Below are 16,590 nucleotides of genomic sequence, written 5' to 3' on the forward strand. Positions count from 1 at the left end.
ATGTACCTGTACCATTACGGTATAAAGGAGTTACCGTTTACACTAACGCCGAATACTAGCTACTTCTTTGGTCTTCCGAGTCACAAAGAAGCGTTAGCTGTGCTGATTACTGCCCTTAAAACCGGTGAAGGTTTTATTAAAGTAACAGGCGAAGTTGGTACAGGTAAAACCCTGATATGCCGTAAATTGCTAAATGAGTTACCAGGGGACTTCGTTACAGCTTACATCCCTAACCCGTTTCTGAGTCCCGCTGAACTGCGTCGCTCTGTGGCTAATGAGTTAAACGTTGCGCTAACTGACCATTCTGATCAACAGGAATTTACGCATCGTATACAACAAGCTCTTATTCACATACATCAACAAAACAAAGGTGTTGTTTTGATTATTGATGAAGCTCAGGCTTTACCAATGGAAAGTATTGAAGCGTTGAGGTTAATGACGAATTTAGAGACGGAGTCGCGAAAATTATTACAAGTTGTTTTGTTCGGTCAGCCTGAGTTAGATGAAAAGCTAGCATTGCCGGAACTACGCCAACTGAAACAACGAATTACTTTTTCTTATAATTTACGTTTAATGGATGCTGACCAAGTTTATCAGTACGTCCGACATCGTATGGCTGTTGCTGGATATAAGGGACAGGAGTTATTCAGTAAAAAATGTTGTGAGCGTTTGTTCAAAGCGAGTAAAGGTACGCCGAGAATTGTGAATGTCTTATGCCATAAGGCTTTGATGCTCGCCTATGGCGAAGGTAAACACCAAGTTTCACTTGAGCACGTAAACTTAGCCATCAACGATACAGAGGCAGCATTTTTACCAAGCAAACATTTACGTCTTATTTTCATTATTGTAGGGTTAATTTTATTGGCGTTAACTGCAACCTTTGTTTATGAAAGTTGGCTGTTATGAGTGTCGTAAATAAAATGCTGCAAGATCTAGAGGAGCGTAAGGCTGACCCTGAATTGTCAGCTGATTATCGTCCGTCAACAGAAAGCAAAAAGTCGTTTCTAAGTATTTATGTTTTGCTGACTGTACTGATAACTATCTGTCTATTATGGTTCTTTAAAGACAGTCTATTTACGCAAAAAAGCGGAACAGGCGAGTTAATAGACACTGTCGAAAAGTCTGAAAAAAGTTCGCAAATAGAACTTGTAGAGAAACCCAATTTAGAGCCTGAAGTTGTTACCGATACGCAAATTAACAATCAATCAACCGTGCTCGATAGTGAGCTAGTGAATCAACCGGAACAGTTAAACCAAGCAGAAATTGACAATAATGTAGGTGATAGCCAAAACTCACAAAGCCAGGTAGAAATCACGAATAATGAATTACTGCATTCAATTGAAGATGAAGTGGTTGAGGTTGAGCAGGAAATACAGTTAGTTGCCCAGGTTGAAACCAACGAGATAGCTAAAGTTGAACAAAAGCTGACTAAAATGAAGTCAGCATCTAAACCGCCAGAACCCAAAAAAGTCGCTAATGTAGACACGGATGGCGGTGTATTCGAAATGACGTCGAGTAAAGGTGCAGTTGATAAAGAAGCTTTAAAACAACAGGTGCAAGTGGCCTTGAAGCGCGGCGATGACCGAACTGCAATTAAGTTACTAGATAAGCTTGTGCAAGTTACACCAGATAATACCGCCGCCAGAAAAAGATTGGCTTCAATGTTGTTCGCTCAAGGCAATCATGAAAAAGCCAACGCAACTCTGCAAACAGGCGTAGATTTGTATCCCGGTAATTTAGAGCTGCGAATTATGCAAGCCAGACTGTATGAACAAATGAAAAAACCTGATCAAGGTTTTGAGTTGTTAATGGCTCACCGAGTATCGGCTTACCAAGCACCGGATTATATAGCCTACAGAGCTACATTGGCTCAAAAGGCCAATAATTTTGAGCAGGCTAGGATCGATTATCAGCAATTAGCTAAAAGCCAGTCTGCAAACGCTAAATGGTGGCTCGGATTAGCGGTGGTTGAAGAACGTCTAGGAAACATGAATGGGGCCTTAGATGCCTATCAGCATGTTAAACAATTGTCCCAAATGTCCGTCGAGGTGGAAGAATTTGTTGAGCAAAGAATACGCTACTTGGCAGGGGTTAAATAATGCAGCCTAAAGCTAAAATCCGTCTCGGAGACCTGTTGGTTCAAAACAACATAATTACCGAAGAGCAACTGATGCAGGCGTTGTCAGCTCAACGAGAATCCGGTAGGAAGCTCGGTGCTGTTTTGGTTGAACAAGGGTTCGTTTCAGAACACGATTTACTGACTTTCTTGTCCCAGCATTTGAAAGTGCCACTTATTAGCATACCTGAGTATCGGGTACAGCCAGAAAGTGTGAAACTATTGCCAGAGGTACAAGCTCGTCGTTATCGGGCAATTGTTCTTGATGACAAGGGCGATCACCTTTTAGTGGGGATGAGTGACCCTGCAGACATCAATGCGGTTGATGCACTCTCTTCATTGTTGTCTAAACCCTTAAAGTTAGCCGTAGTTTCTCAAGCTCAATTATTTGAAGCATATGATAGTTTTTATCGACGCACTGAAGAGATCGCATCTTTTGCTCAGGAGTTAGCCGAAGAGTATCAAAACGAAGATGAGTTCGACTTTACCAGTGGTCTAGAGTCCGAACAAGACACTGCTGTTGCTCGTTTATTGCAGTCTATCTTTGAAGATGCGGTGCAAGCCAAAGCATCTGATATTCACATTGAACCCGATGAGGGGTTACTGCGGATCCGTCAACGTGTTGATGGCACTTTGCAAGAAACCATTATTAAAGAAAAGAATATCGCTTCGGCACTAGTGCTTCGTTTGAAGTTGATGTCTGGACTGGATATTTCTGAAAAACGCTTACCTCAAGACGGGCGAACCCAAGTCCGTATTAAAGGCCATATAGTTGATGTACGTCTGTCAACTATGCCGGTTCAAAACGGTGAGTCTGTGGTCATGCGTTTACTTGACCAGTCGGCAGGTTTGCTGACTTTAGAACAAACTGGAATGCCTGGCCCTATGTTGCGACGCCTAAGAGTTTTGCTGCAACGTCCCCACGGTATGATTCTGGTGACAGGACCTACAGGCTCGGGTAAAACAACCACCCTATATGGTGCGTTGAGTGAATTGAATAAACCAGACACCAAGATCATCACAGTTGAAGATCCGGTGGAATACCGATTGCCAAGAATCAATCAGGTACAAATCAATAATAAAATTGACCTCACGTTTTCCAATATCCTTAGAACTACCCTTCGTCAAGATCCCGATATTATTATGGTGGGTGAGATGCGTGATGCAGAGACCGTAGAAATAGGCTTGCGAGGAGCATTAACGGGTCACTTAGTTTTATCTACATTGCATACAAATGATGCCATTAGCAGTGCTATACGTCTTTTGGATATGGGTGCGCCGGGTTATTTAGTAGCCAGTTCGTTGCGGGCAATTATAGCGCAACGATTAGTGCGAAGAATATGTGATAACTGTCAGGTTGACTACACTCCCAATGAAGAAGAAATGTTTTGGTTAGGTAACATTGATGAAAGTGCCAAAAATGCCACTTTCAAAAAAGGTGCAGGTTGTCAAAGTTGTAATCAAAAAGGTTATCGTGGACGTTTAGGGGTATTCGAGTTACTGGAAATGACCGAATCAATGATGGATGCCTTAAAAAATTCAGATACTGTGGCATTTAGTCGTGCCGCTCAGAATAGTCCAGGGTACTCACCTTTGGCCAGTGTTGCCTTATCTTACGCAAAATTAGGCTTTACCACTGTGGAAGAAGTGCTTAGGTTAGTGGAAATGGTTGCTGAAAGTGATAATAGTAACAGCCAAGAGCCAGAAAATAATACCATTACTAGCAATGAAGGTGAGGTAGATGGCTCAGTTTAATTATACTGGACGCACATCTAATGGTGAGCTAACTAGCGGCTTAATTGATGCCGTGGATCAGTCTACGGCTGCTAAAATTTTAGTTGGCCGCAATGTTACTCCCCTCAATATTTATGAAAGCAGTGAACAAAGTGGCGATAAAAAACAAAACAATGAAATAAACTTTTTTACGCCGAAAGTTAGTCTAGAAGATTTAGTTATTTTTTCACGCCAAATGTTTTCGTTGACTCGTGCGGGCATTCCTATTTTGCGTGCGGTTAACGGACTGGCGGATTCGACCAATTCAAAACGAATGGAATTGGCATTAAAAGACGTTGCTGATCAGTTAGAGAGAGGGCGGACTCTTTCATCTGCTTTGCATCAACACCCTGAAATATTTAATCAGCTATTTGTTTCTGTTGTCCATGTGGGTGAGAACACCGGTAAATTAGACGACGCATTTTTGCAGTTATCTGATTATTTAATTCGTGAACAAGAGACGCGTAAACAAATAAAGTCGGCCATGCGCTACCCATTTTTCGTAATATTAGCGTTAATTGCCGCTTTGATTGTGATGAACATTTTTGTTATCCCGGTATTTGCTGACATGTTCAAAAAGTTTGACGCCGAGCTGCCGTTAATGACGCGTTTCTTAATTGGCATGTCTGATATGTTTTTAACTAAATGGCCGTTTATGTTAATTATCATCGGCGGTGCTATTTATGGGGTTAGGCGCTATTTAAATACCGATGTTGGTCGTTATAAGTGGGATAAACGAAAACTTAGATTGCCCGTTATTGGAGGCGTATTAGAGCGTACTTTATTAGGACGTTTTGCCAGAAGTTTTTCTATGATGCTGGTTTCCGGTGTTCCCCTCACAGCAGCTTTAAATCTAGTTGCTGATGCGGTAGCTAACCGTTACATGTCAGAGCGGATTTTAAATATGCGGCGTAGTATCGAGAAGGGTGAAAGTTTATCTCGTGTGGCTCATTCAAGTGAATTGTTTACACCTCTAGTGATGCAAATGATTACTGTCGGTGAAGAAACTGGTCGTGTGGACGAACTGCTAGCAGAGGTAGCCGATTATTACGAACGCGAAGTGGATTATGACTTAAAGAGTTTAACGTCTAAAATTGAACCTATACTCATAGTTATTGTTGCTGTAATGGTGTTGATATTAGCGCTAGGTATCTTTACTCCGATGTGGGAAATGATGGGCGCTTACAAGGGGCGTTAGTTGAGCCACAATAGCGTGTAATTAGGAATTAAATTGGATAAGAATCAGGCAGGACAAGAAAGTAGCAGCCAGTTATTTGGCAAAATTGTAGTGCTGATAGTGTTTGTCACTATTCTCACCAGTTTTGTGCTGTATTTTAATAAAAGTTCACCTGATATGAAGTACATTGCTATGGAAAACTTACAGCAACGGTTTTCACAAAGTGTGATTAACTCCCATTGGCAATGGCAGGCTGAAGGGCGGCCTAGAATAATTATATTAGTGCATTACGAATCGCAGCCTGATGGAGACAAGCAGGCTGTAGAAAAAGACAGACGTCCAATTGAAATGGGCTTAAATGGTTACCCTAAAACAGCACCCAGTACTGAAGGGTGTGAAAAGTTATGGCAAACCATTCTCAATGTTTCTATGAGTGTTGAGGGATTTAAAGTGTATCCGGAATACTTTACTGATACGGATCCTGAAGACGCGGTAAACGACGCTAAATGTCGTTTTAGGTTATCGGTAGGGCCCTATTTCGAATATCAAATTGCTAGCGGGCAAGTAGGCCCTTTATTGGATTAAGAAAACACAAAAATTTAGCTTAGTATGACGTGACTTAATAAGTTGTTGAACAAGTTAGATTGTTAAAGAAAATTTTATATACATTAATTTTGGGTATTAAGAGGAGGTCGCTTATGGATAATTCATTTAACACCTCTAATCAGCTAAAAGGTAGGTTAATCATGCAAACTAAACAACAGGGTTTCACCCTTATCGAACTCGTCGTAGTGGTCATCGTTCTGGGGTTGCTTGCAGCCACAGCATTGCCACGAATGTTGGATATTACTAAAGATGCCGAAGATGCAACCGTTGAAGGTGTTGCCGGTGGGTTTGCAACGGGTGTTGGTTTAGTTCGAGCAGCCTGGGAATTAGAAGGTCGTCCAGAGGAAAACTTTGGCACTAACATTACATCTGTAGAGATAGATGGCGTGCAGGTGGGAATTGACAAAGATACTGGTTATCCCACAGGTCAACTGAGCAACGATTCTAGTACTGAAGATGACAATATAAGCAATCTTGATTGTGAAAGTACATTTAACTTAATCATGCAAAGTGCACCTACAATTTCTTCTGATTGGAACGATTTGCCATTCGAAGATTATCGCTATTTTACTAATTCAAGTGATGGGCAAGGCTCTGGTGGAAACGACTTATGTTTCTATTACCTGACTCAAACTATCAAAAACCTAACAGTAGAACCTACTGACAGAAATTCTGGTAATGGTTTTATTTATGACCCAAGAATTGGGCAGGTTATTGTTTTTAGTAATAATTAAGCTGAAACTAAAACATAACAGAGTATAGATAAGCATACCCAAATTTATTAATTTGCTATTTAAAACGTATAAAATTTTTGACATTATTAAACTTAAAATGAGGATATTACCATGCAACAACAACGCGGATTTACATTAATAGAATTGATCATAGTCATTGTGATCTTAGGTATTTTAGCGGTAACTGCCGCTCCAAGATTTATCGATTTAAGCAGTGATGCAACAGCAAGTACTCTTAAAGGTGTAAAAGCAGCTATGCAAAGTGGTGCACAGTTGGTGTACGCTAAGTCAGCTATTGCCGGCCAACAAACGACAGCTAACGCAGGAGATGATACATCTGAGGTGTCTGTAAGCGGCGTGGATGTACAAACTGACTTCGGTTACCCAGATGCAGAGGAAATGACAGAAGCAATGCTTGCTGGATGGATGCAATTAGATATTGGTACCGACTTCAACTTTGTCTTGGGAAGTGGTGACGCTGACACACCTGCTGTTGGAACTTTCGGTATAGCCCCTGGCGCGACTGCTACCGATTATAGTACTGACACTTGTCATGTTCTCTACACTGATGCAGAAAATGCGAATAGCGCACCTGTTATCACTGTAGTCGACACTGGCTGTTAATCAGCAAAGCCAATTAAAACTGGTTTTTTGCAGATGAATTACGGTGAGAATATCATCTAATATTAAACACACAAAAGGCTTCACAATAGTGGAGCTTATTGTGGTGGTTATTATTCTTGGTATCCTTGCCGTGGTGGTTGCCCCTCGCTTCCAAGGTGCTGGAGGGATCGCAGAATACACCTATCAAGCTCGCTTAATCTCCGCACTTCGCACTATGCAACAACGTGCAATGAACGATACCCGTGAAAATTATTGCTTCCAAGTTAATATTTTTACTGGCTCAAACTCTTCTTTTGGTCCACCCACACTGGTTTACAATAATAGCGCTGTCGCATTATCGTGTTCGACAACTATCGATAGTTCCGAAGAAGCGGCTTATGTAGTTGCCAATATCGACGAGATGGCCGCTGATAATGTCACTATTACCAGTGGAGGTGGCAGTATATTGTTCAATCGATTTGGCTGCCCAAATAATGGTAGTGGCTTTTGTACTAATGATATCGAGATTACTTTTCAAGGAGATGCTGAGGTATCAGTTTGTATCGAGTCACAGGGGTACATCCATGCCTGTGATTAATTCTAAGACCCAAGCTGGCTTTACCTTAATTGAGCTTATCATCGGGATTGTAGTTTTCGCCATTGCGTTGACTTTCATTACTAGTTTGATATTCCCTCAAGCTGGAAAGAGTGTTGATCCCATAATGCAAGTTAGAGCTACAGAGTTAGCCAATACTTTTATCCGCGAAATTTCGGCGATGGGTTATGACGAAAATAGTGGAAATAGCATTCGTTGTAACGATGACTTAAATAATGATGGTGACCTAGATGATGCTGGAGAGTCCAGTTGCACCCCAATAGGTAGCTTTGGTCCAGATGATTCAGAATTTCGCAATAACACAAACTCCAATTTTGATGACGTAGATGATTACCATGGCCTACAGCAGGGGGCTGGTTATACTGACGCAGTCATTCGTAATTCGTTAGGCGAAATATTGCTGGTTGATGGTCAGAACCTTTATGCCGGCTTTAGTATTTCGGTGTCGGTAACCTACGACGGGAATATGGATGGTGTAACAGATACCGACCAGTCTGCCAAATTGATTTTAGTTAATGTGACTACACCAGGTGGTGAAACGATAGCATTTTCTGCTTACCGGAGTAATTACTGATGAAACGGATAAAGCAATCCGGTTTTACCTTAATAGAGTTAATAACGGTACTCGTTGTATTAAGTGTGGTGTCGGTGGGCATAGCTGGTTTTATCCGCACTGGCACTGAAATTTACGTGGATGTGGTAGAGCGAGACAAGTTGTTAAGCCAAGGGCGATTTGCAATACAGCGAATGAACTTAGAGATAAGTAACTCCCTTCCAAATAGTCTGCGTATTGCAGGAGATAGCTCAATACAATGTTTAGAGTTTACGCCTATTCTATTTAGTAGTTTTTACTTTGATATACCCGTAGCGCCAGAACCTGCTACAGATGAAATTAAACTAATTGCTACCGACGCTGCTATTAATGATTATAGTTATGAAAGTGAACAATCAATTATTGTTTATCCTACCTCAGTTGACCACGTCTATGGCGCATCTTCTCGGCGATATTACCTTGGAAGTGAACCCGAACTAGATGATGAAGACACCAAAAAGTTAGTTGTTAGCTTAGAAGCAGATCAACAATTTGAGACTGACTCACCCAGTTCTCGAGCCTATATTACTGGCGCTCCTGTGAGCTTTTGTGTCACGGATAACAAGCTATATCGTAAACAACAGTATCCAACGTCCCCGTTTCAATCTACGTCACTGAATGGGGCGGTTTTAATGGCAGAGAATATTCAAAATAATTTATCTGGTTCTACTCAAGATATGCCCTTTCGCATTGCGGAAGCAAGTTTAACCAGAAACGCTTTTGTCATTACTCTTTTACGCTTCGAATTGAATGAGGAGCTCGTTGTGTTTAACAACGAGATTCATATACCAAATGTCCCTTAATTCTCCTCAAAAAAGCATACAACAACAATCTGGCAGTATGCTTATTATCGCTTTGTTTGTGATTGTCGTTATGACCATTTTAGGTTTGACAATGGTTAAATTACTTAGCTCATCATCGGATTCTGTTATTCATGAAGTTTTTGGGGCAAGAGCCTTGCACGCAGCTCAATCATCAATGGAGCGTAACGTTGCAGAAGCATTTCCGCTAACTCAAGATGGTTCCGGTAGTTGCGATAGTTTAAGTACTTTTTCCTTCGCTTCAGTCCCTGGGTTGCAAAATTGTCTCACTGTTTCTAGTTGCACCTTAACTACTGATTATGTAGATGAAACTACCCAATACTATCATTTCGAGAGCACTGGAATTTGCCGATCTGGGCGAATAACCGCTAGTCGGACAGTGGCTGTCGATGCAATTGTGGAGTGATTATGCGACTACTAAATACAATTGTTTTTTTACTTTTTACAAGTTGTTGCGTTAATGCCGATGAAATTGAAGCTTTTTATCAATTTAATCAATTGGAATGGGATGGTAGTAATTCTGTTTTAGATAGCTCTGCTAAGAACAATCATGGAAGCCCAATAGGTAGTGTCCTGCCTTTCTCCTACTCAGCCGGTACGTGCCGTTTATTGAACGTTCCTCGGAATACAAGCTCTTCTGTACGAGATGCCGTAGATACACAACTTGATTTAAATCAGGTAGGCAATGCAGGTAGTATCGCTTTTTGGTATCGCAGTAACTTATCCTGGTCTAATTCAACAAAAAGGCAGTTACTCGATGCTTCTAACCAAGCTCCTAGCCAAGATAAATACTTCTTTTTGTCCTTAGGTGGAGGAACCTTACAATTTGGCATTGAAGATGACCAAGACTACGACTTTACTGCCGAACGGACAGGTTTGTCTTATGCTGCCGATCAGTGGGTTCATATCACAATAACTTGGGATTTATCGAGTAAACGCATTCAAATTTATGAAATTGCCGGCGGCTCAGGGACAGTTTTATCGAGAACGGATAACAATATTAGAAGTATCATGGGGAATATGGGGACCCTGTATATTGGAGATAATCGCACTAATTACATTGTTCACGATGGAACTGGTAATTCAGCCAACGGACAATTTGAAGACGTACGTATTTACGACTATAAACTTTCAAACTCCCAAGTACTAAGTTTAGCGAGTACAGAGCCTGAGTGTGAAGATTTAGACTCGGTATTGGTGTCCCATTGGCCAATGGATTTATGTTCTTTAGACGGCGCTAGTGGTGAAGTGATTGATATTATTGACGGAGCGAATGGGACAGCCATTGATGGAGCGGACATTGAGGTTAACGGTAAATTGTGCCAAGCCAGCGAATATGCAGGCAATGGAGAACACCTTAATATTCCACACAATACTAATTTTGAATTAAGTAACGGTAGTATTGCAATGTGGTTCCGAATTGATGATTTAAATCCACCAAGTAATACCTATTTTAATGGCCGTGCCTTATTTTCCAAGGATTCTACTGGCTTTGATAGTGGTGGTGGCCATTTAACTATTTATGTTGGTTCTAACGGAGCCATCAAGGCCCGACACCAATCCACTTCAAGTAACTACAATATTAGCTCGAGCGCGAATTTAATTGCAGAAAATCAGTGGCATCATTTAGTTTACACCTTCGGCAACACGGGCGTAAAAATTTATATTGATAAACAATTAGTTGCCACGAACACCTACACCGGTGGCATTTCAGGAAATCCTGAACCAATAATATTAGGCGCTGGTGCCTCTCATACCGGTGACAATGAATCTGCCCCAGAAGACTTAAAAGACTACTTTATGGGCGAAATAGATGATGTGCGCCTATACCAAGGGCAGTTGAGTCAAGCTGAAGTGGATAACTTGTTTGCTGAGTCAGAAGGAGTTTGCTTAACCTGTGAAACTGACATTCTATTAGCTCAGTATCAGTTTGAAGAGAGTGAATGGCTAGGCGCAGGCGCGGTTATAGATTCCTCAAGTAATGGCTACCACGCTACAGCGTTAGGTTTGGCCACTCCTATTAATCCTTCAGAACAAGTAGCGTGTAGAGCATTGGAAATACCAGCCAGTTCAAGCCTAGACGGCGCGTTTAATGCAGTCGACACTGGTATGGATGTTAATATAATTGGCAACAAGGGCAGTATTTCATTTTGGTATCGTAGTAATGAAGCTTGGAATTCGGGCAATTCCAGACAGCTATTCGATGCATCAACTGATGTGTCAGGTGATGTCGGCGATTCACGGTTCTTTTATCTAGCCCTTTTAAGTGGCGGCCAGCTTGATTTTAAACTTGAAGACGAAAACGACCTTAATTTTGGAGCTCAAACTCAACTCAGCCTTTCCTATCCAGCCGATACTTGGGTGCATGTTGCGATAACTTATGACCTGTCGTCCAAAGTGAGTGAAATTTATTTGGATGGCGTAAAGCAAAGCGTTTCGATTACTGCACAATCGGGTTTAAGTACTGAAATAGGCGATTTTGACACCTTATATATTGGCGATAATCGTAGCGCCTACCTATCTAATGGCAGTACTCGAAACTCGGCAAACGGTGAGTTTGATGAAGTTCGTATTTATAATTACGTACAAACCAGTGAGCAGATTAATTTTGACAAAGATGCACTTAGTACATGCTCCTTTGTATATAAATATATTATTGAGCATGACGGTAATGGGTTAACTTGCGACCCTGAGACTGTCACCATCAAAGCTTGTGCTAATGAAAGCTGTAGCGAACTTTATGATCAAGATATCACTGTTAACATGAGTCCAAGTGTTGGTTGGCCGGATGGTGATAGTGTGACTATCTTGGCAGATACGCCCGCAAGTGTAGCGTTAACTAAACTTGATCCAGGCACTGTCACTTTAGATGTGATGGATGAAAACGTTGAGTGCACAGGGGTCTCAGGAGGCAGTTGTGAATTAACATTCAGCGATGCTGGTTTTCAGTTTATAGGCGCTACAAATTCAGAGTCATTCCCTGACCAAATCGCTGAAAGTAACTTTTCTTCTGCTCAACTACGAGCCGTTAGAAGCGATGATTCTAGTGGCAGTAACGTTTGTGTGGCAGCTCTTGAGGGGACACAAAGTCTTACCTTTAACCTAAGTTGTGATGATCCTGGTGTTTGCTTAACCCCAGTACAAACGGGATCTAGTCCTATTACCTCAGGTTCGGATGCTGCTGTGTCGTTGACCTTTGATAGCAGCGGTTATGCTTCATTAGGCGGGTTTTCTTATGCCGATGCCGGGCAAATTAGTTTATCTGTGCAGGGTGAAATTGATGGAGCTACTTATATCAATGGTTCAACGCAATTTGTGGTTTACCCTGATCATATAATGATTGAAGCCACCTCAAGTACTGCATTGAGCCGTGCTGGGGTTGATTTTGGCTTACAGATGACAGCTCGGGGAAGTAAAAACGGAATCCTACCTAACTATCAACCTCAGCAGGTTGAATTGTGGCTGCAGCGCACTCTTCCTGCAAGTATTACCGGTGACAGTGGTGTGCTTACTTATGCTCAAAGCGATACTATTATTGCCTCTCAAATTGGCAGTTTTACATCAAGCGTAATCACTGCCAGTAATAGCAATATCACAAGTAGTAACGGAGTCTATAGCTTTACCGCCGATTACGCTGAATATGGCACGGTTAATTTAGATGTTCGCGATGCAGATTATTTTGGACATACTGTTGGTTCAACTAGCGCAGAAGGCAGCGCTCCTATTACGTTAGGCTTATTTTTACCTGCTTATTTTGAGATTGATGCAACCGCGCCACAATTAGCGGATAGTTGCTCTGTAACTTCTGGTTTTACCTACTTGGGTCAGAACACAACTTTTGCAACAACTCCACAATTTGTTGTTACTGCGATGAACGCCAAAGGCAACATCACCACCCATTACCAATCAGATGGTTTATGGAGTTGGTTAGGATCTAAGAGTGAAGATTATATTGCCTTGTCTGATAGTGGGCATATTGGCAGCATCAGCTTTTTTGGCTCTCCTGCAATGGATGTTACAGATCAAGGGGTTGCAGGCAGTAGAACCCTGACCATCAACAATGCCCAAATAAATTATTCTAAATCAACGACCCCTTATGGACCGTTTTCAGCTAGTTTGGAAATGAATATTTTACCGAGTTTCTTTACCGACAACACCTATTCCAGCGCGCCGGTTTGTTACCATCAAAATTACGATCTAAATGATGACTGTGATGCAGTTTCGTCGCTGGGAGCTTTGGATGACACCAATAATTTAGTTAATTTATCTGCTATCGGTGGAACTGAATATCGATGGGGAAGGATAGTGATTGATAATGGGTTTGGCCCAGAAACTGAGAATATACTATTACCCGTTTCAACTGAGTACTTTAATGGTAGCGATTTCATCCAGAATACTGATGATACTTGCACCTTACTAACATTATCAGCTAGTGATTTCAGTATTACTGATACTAGCGGTGGCTCTACATCGGCAATTAGCATACTAACCAGTGATTTTGGGATGACAAGTGGGAAGACTCTCGGTTTTGAAGGAATTGCTGTCGAAAATGCCGATATTTCAGTAATGGGTGAATACCGGATTGAGTTGTTACCCGTTGGTGATAGCTCAATCACTTGGGATGATTTTTTGCAATATGATTGGAATGGCAGCGAGAGTGGGATTGGTAATCCATCGGCGATAGTCTCCTTTGGCCAATTTCGCGGCAATGATCGAATTATACATTGGCGTGAAACCGGCAATTAATCTGTAGCCTGGCCTTTAGGCCATAGAAACGATTCAACCGAACGCGGGGCTAAAGCACCCACCTACAGGTTTAGATTACCCATTATTGCGCGGGGCTAAAGCATCCGCCTACAGATTAACAATCTTGTAGCCTGGCCTTTAGGCCATGAACCTGTTCGACTTGCTAAAAAACCTGGCGATTTCATCGCTAATTAGCCCAATTTCCTCCTAAACCTCTAAAAACTACAATTCTTTTATGGTAAACGCCGTATAAATCTATTCTTTACTTGCTGATTTAAGGGTGCATTGGTAAAGTTAGCGGATCATTATGTCTATCTCCAACAGGGTGCGGTCTGTTCATGTTTAAAAAGCTTCGAGGAATGTTTTCAAACGATTTATCAATCGACCTCGGTACTGCAAATACGCTAATTTACGTTAAAGGTCAGGGGATCGTTTTGAACGAGCCCTCAGTAGTTGCAATTCGTCAGGAACGCGCAGGCGGTCCAAAAAGTGTTGCTGCGGTGGGTACTGCAGCAAAACAAATGCTGGGTAGAACACCTGGAAACATTAAAGCAATTCGTCCAATGAAAGACGGTGTGATCGCCGATTTCTACGTGACTGAAAAAATGCTGCAACACTTTATTAAGCAAGTGCATGATAATAATTTTCTTAAACCCAGCCCTCGAGTTTTAGTTTGTGTGCCTTGTGGTTCAACTCAAGTAGAGCGTCGTGCTATTCGTGAGTCTGCATTGGGCGCGGGAGCAAGGGATGTGTACCTTATTGATGAGCCTATGGCAGCGGCAATAGGTTCAGGTTTACCGGTATCTGAGGCCACAGGTTCTATGGTGGTAGATATTGGTGGTGGTACTACCGAAGTGGCAATTATCTCATTAAACGGTGTGGTTTATTCATCTTCAGTGCGTATTGGTGGTGATAAATTTGATGAAGCTATCATTAACTACATTCGTCGTAACTTTGGTTCACTCATAGGTGAAGCAACTGCGGAACGTATCAAACATGAAATCGGCGCAGCTTATCCTGGCGAAGAAGTGCGTGAAATTGAGGTTAGAGGTCGTAATTTGGCTGAAGGTGTACCTAGAGGATTCATGCTCAATAGCAATGAAATTTTAGAAGCCTTACAAGAACCCCTTACTGGCATTGTTTCTGCAGTCATGGTTGCATTAGAACAATCACCGCCTGAATTAGCATCTGATATTTCTGAACGCGGAATGGTTTTAACTGGCGGTGGCGCATTGTTAAAAGACCTTGACCGCTTACTGATGGAAGAGACCGGTATTCCAGTAGTAATCGCTGATGATCCGCTAACCTGTGTTGCTCGTGGCGGAGGTAAAGCGTTTGAGATGATAGATATTCATGGTGGTGACCTGTTTAGTTACGAATAGTCTGAGAGTAAGGGATTATTTGTGCTAGACATTGTTAATTTATTAAACACACTATCAAACAGGTATTTAGCCTAAATGAATACCATGTTTACCAGAGGGCCATCACTTGTCAGTCGACTCGCGTTGGCCTTATTCGTTTCTGTTATCTTCATTTTTGTTGACCACAAATATGATGGTTTCGCATCAGTAAAAGTCTACTTAAACTCCATCGTTAGTCCACTTCAATATATCGCCAGCTTGCCAGGACAAATGTTAAGTTCAGGTGCCGAAAAGTTTTCTACTCATCAAAAACTACTTGAAGAAAATGAAAGCTTAACTCTACAAGCAATGAAAATGTCTGAAAAACTACAACGTTTTGATTTGTTAGAAGCTGAAAACGACCGTTTACGAACACTGCTTGGAGCTCCAGTATCTGCACCTATCCAAAAAATGGTGACAGAATTGATGGCCGTCGATAACAACCCTTTTAGCTTGCAAATTATCATTGATAAGGGCGCTATTAACGGCGTTTATGAAGGACAAACTGTACTTGACGATAAAGGCATTGTTGGGCAAATAATGGAAGTAGGTACTACCAACAGTCGTGTCCTGTTGTTGGCGGATATTACCCATGCCATCCCTCTGCGGAATGCTCGAAATAATGTTCAACTTATTGCTAGCGGCTCAGGACAGTTTGATGAGCTTGTGTTGGAACATGTCGCCCACAGCGCCGACATTCAAGTAGGCGATTTATTGGTATCTTCAGGTTTAGGCAATGTGTTTCCTGAAGGTTACCCTACGGCAACTATTACTTCTATTGTCCGTGATGAAAGCCGTCCTTTTGCACTTGTTACCGCTACCCCTATTGCTCAGCTCGATAGGTTAAGGTATTTATTATTGCTGTGGCCAGCAGATGCGCCTACGCAACCCATAATGCCGCAACCTGCACCAACGGTGGATAGCCAATGAAACTGCGCAATTACGCTATTTTCTTAAGTATTATTATTGCGTTAATTTTGCAAATTGTACCTATGCCCATAACCGTTGAGCAGTTTAGGCCCGACTGGGTTTTACTGGTACTGTCTTATTGGGCATTAGCATTACCAAACCGAGTTAATGTTGGAATGGCCTTTATCGTAGGCTTGGTTCTAGACATTTTAATGGGAACTAGCTTAGGTGTGCACAGCTTTGCCATGAGTATCAACATATTTGTTTTGGTATCGAATTATCAACGCTTGCGTAATTATTCGTTGTGGCAACAAGCCTTTATAATTGGCACCTTATCTGCGTTGTATCACTTAGTGGTATTTTGGTTACAACACTTACAAACTGATGTGATTTTTCTGTTTACTTACCTGTGGCCAGTATTGACTTCTATGCTTATGTGGCCATGGATATTCGGTCTATTGCGGAAAGTCAGACGGCAATTCAGAATCAGTTAAGGT

The 16,590-nt window shown here is 41.7% G+C and carries 15 protein-coding genes; all 15 read left to right on the top strand.

What is annotated here, in order from left to right; translation table 11 throughout:
- The 15 genes from ABJV04_RS14530 (at nt 1) to mreD (ending at nt 16,587) form a co-directional block, all read left to right on the top strand.
- Nucleotides 1–906, top strand: a complete 906-nt coding sequence (locus ABJV04_RS14530) for an AAA family ATPase (protein WP_348492280.1) — start codon at nt 1–3, stop codon at nt 904–906.
- Complete coding sequence (locus tag ABJV04_RS14535; RefSeq protein WP_348492281.1) at nt 903–2,099, top strand: tetratricopeptide repeat protein; 1,197 nt, start codon at nt 903–905, stop codon at nt 2,097–2,099. Before ABJV04_RS14530 ends, ABJV04_RS14535 begins: the two co-directional genes overlap by 4 nt.
- On the top strand, nt 2,099–3,871 hold the full coding sequence (locus tag ABJV04_RS14540) for an ATPase, T2SS/T4P/T4SS family (protein WP_348492282.1): 1,773 nt from the start codon (nt 2,099–2,101) through the stop codon (nt 3,869–3,871). The genes ABJV04_RS14535 and ABJV04_RS14540 overlap by 1 nt, the downstream gene beginning before the upstream one ends.
- Nucleotides 3,858–5,087, top strand: a complete 1,230-nt coding sequence (locus tag ABJV04_RS14545; RefSeq protein ID WP_348492283.1) for a type II secretion system F family protein — start codon at nt 3,858–3,860, stop codon at nt 5,085–5,087. Before ABJV04_RS14540 ends, ABJV04_RS14545 begins: the two co-directional genes overlap by 14 nt.
- A 33-nt stretch (nt 5,088–5,120) precedes the next feature.
- On the top strand, nt 5,121–5,651 hold the full coding sequence (locus ABJV04_RS14550) for a hypothetical protein (RefSeq protein WP_348492284.1): 531 nt from the start codon (nt 5,121–5,123) through the stop codon (nt 5,649–5,651).
- A 161-nt stretch (nt 5,652–5,812) separates the two neighbouring features.
- Nucleotides 5,813–6,406: a prepilin-type N-terminal cleavage/methylation domain-containing protein gene (locus tag ABJV04_RS14555; protein ID WP_348492450.1), complete on the top strand. Its 594-nt coding sequence runs from the start codon at nt 5,813–5,815 to the stop codon at nt 6,404–6,406.
- A gap of 111 nt (nt 6,407–6,517) precedes the next feature.
- A complete protein-coding gene (locus tag ABJV04_RS14560) occupies nt 6,518–7,030 on the top strand; it encodes a prepilin-type N-terminal cleavage/methylation domain-containing protein (RefSeq protein ID WP_348492285.1) in 513 nt (170 codons plus the stop codon).
- A gap of 43 nt (nt 7,031–7,073) precedes the next feature.
- The gene (locus ABJV04_RS14565; protein ID WP_348492286.1) at nt 7,074–7,607 is read left to right on the top strand and encodes a prepilin-type N-terminal cleavage/methylation domain-containing protein; all 534 of its coding nucleotides are present in this window, start codon (nt 7,074–7,076) and stop codon (nt 7,605–7,607) included.
- Nucleotides 7,594–8,199, top strand: a complete 606-nt coding sequence (locus ABJV04_RS14570; protein WP_348492287.1) for a type II secretion system protein — start codon at nt 7,594–7,596, stop codon at nt 8,197–8,199. The genes ABJV04_RS14565 and ABJV04_RS14570 overlap by 14 nt, the downstream gene beginning before the upstream one ends.
- Nucleotides 8,199–9,020: a prepilin-type N-terminal cleavage/methylation domain-containing protein gene (locus tag ABJV04_RS14575; protein WP_348492288.1), complete on the top strand. Its 822-nt coding sequence runs from the start codon at nt 8,199–8,201 to the stop codon at nt 9,018–9,020. The genes ABJV04_RS14570 and ABJV04_RS14575 overlap by 1 nt, the downstream gene beginning before the upstream one ends.
- Nucleotides 9,010–9,444 carry a type II secretory pathway protein gene (locus ABJV04_RS14580; RefSeq protein ID WP_348492289.1) on the top strand — a complete coding sequence of 145 codons (435 nt, stop codon included), beginning with the start codon at nt 9,010–9,012 and terminating at the stop codon, nt 9,442–9,444. Before ABJV04_RS14575 ends, ABJV04_RS14580 begins: the two co-directional genes overlap by 11 nt.
- Before the next feature lie 2 nt (nt 9,445–9,446).
- Nucleotides 9,447–13,784, top strand: coding sequence for a DUF6701 domain-containing protein (locus ABJV04_RS14585; protein ID WP_348492290.1), 4,338 nt, complete (start codon nt 9,447–9,449; stop codon nt 13,782–13,784).
- 338 nt (nt 13,785–14,122) lie between these two features.
- Nucleotides 14,123–15,166, top strand: coding sequence for a rod shape-determining protein (locus tag ABJV04_RS14590; protein ID WP_008843593.1), 1,044 nt, complete (start codon nt 14,123–14,125; stop codon nt 15,164–15,166).
- A 75-nt stretch (nt 15,167–15,241) separates the two neighbouring features.
- Entirely contained in the window at nt 15,242–16,114 is an 873-nt protein-coding gene (gene mreC, locus ABJV04_RS14595) for a rod shape-determining protein MreC (protein ID WP_348492291.1), read from the top strand.
- On the top strand, nt 16,111–16,587 hold the full coding sequence (mreD, locus tag ABJV04_RS14600; protein WP_348492292.1) for a rod shape-determining protein MreD: 477 nt from the start codon (nt 16,111–16,113) through the stop codon (nt 16,585–16,587). The genes mreC and mreD overlap by 4 nt, the downstream gene beginning before the upstream one ends.
- Nucleotides 16,588–16,590: the final 3 nt, after the last annotated feature.

Origin of the sequence: Aliiglaciecola sp. (genome assembly GCF_039982535.1) — a bacterium.
Taxonomy (GTDB): domain Bacteria; phylum Pseudomonadota; class Gammaproteobacteria; order Enterobacterales; family Alteromonadaceae; genus Aliiglaciecola.

Excerpts from the sequence above, each read along its gene's own strand:
- ABJV04_RS14575 (WP_348492288.1), top strand. The coding sequence starts at position 8,199 with ATGAAACGGATAAAGCAATCCGGTTTTACCTTAATAGAGTTAATAACG.
- ABJV04_RS14560 (WP_348492285.1), top strand. The coding sequence starts at position 6,518 with ATGCAACAACAACGCGGATTTACATTAATAGAATTGATCATAGTCATT.
- mreC (WP_348492291.1), top strand. The coding sequence starts at position 15,242 with ATGAATACCATGTTTACCAGAGGGCCATCACTTGTCAGTCGACTCGCG.
- ABJV04_RS14555 (WP_348492450.1), top strand. The coding sequence starts at position 5,813 with ATGCAAACTAAACAACAGGGTTTCACCCTTATCGAACTCGTCGTAGTG.
- ABJV04_RS14590 (WP_008843593.1), top strand. The coding sequence starts at position 14,123 with ATGTTTAAAAAGCTTCGAGGAATGTTTTCAAACGATTTATCAATCGAC.
- ABJV04_RS14535 (WP_348492281.1), top strand. The coding sequence starts at position 903 with ATGAGTGTCGTAAATAAAATGCTGCAAGATCTAGAGGAGCGTAAGGCT.
- mreD (WP_348492292.1), top strand. The coding sequence starts at position 16,111 with ATGAAACTGCGCAATTACGCTATTTTCTTAAGTATTATTATTGCGTTA.
- ABJV04_RS14545 (WP_348492283.1), top strand. The coding sequence starts at position 3,858 with ATGGCTCAGTTTAATTATACTGGACGCACATCTAATGGTGAGCTAACT.
- ABJV04_RS14585 (WP_348492290.1), top strand. The coding sequence starts at position 9,447 with ATGCGACTACTAAATACAATTGTTTTTTTACTTTTTACAAGTTGTTGC.
- ABJV04_RS14540 (WP_348492282.1), top strand. The coding sequence starts at position 2,099 with ATGCAGCCTAAAGCTAAAATCCGTCTCGGAGACCTGTTGGTTCAAAAC.
- ABJV04_RS14530 (WP_348492280.1), top strand. The coding sequence starts at position 1 with ATGTACCTGTACCATTACGGTATAAAGGAGTTACCGTTTACACTAACG.
- ABJV04_RS14570 (WP_348492287.1), top strand. The coding sequence starts at position 7,594 with ATGCCTGTGATTAATTCTAAGACCCAAGCTGGCTTTACCTTAATTGAG.
- ABJV04_RS14580 (WP_348492289.1), top strand. The coding sequence starts at position 9,010 with ATGTCCCTTAATTCTCCTCAAAAAAGCATACAACAACAATCTGGCAGT.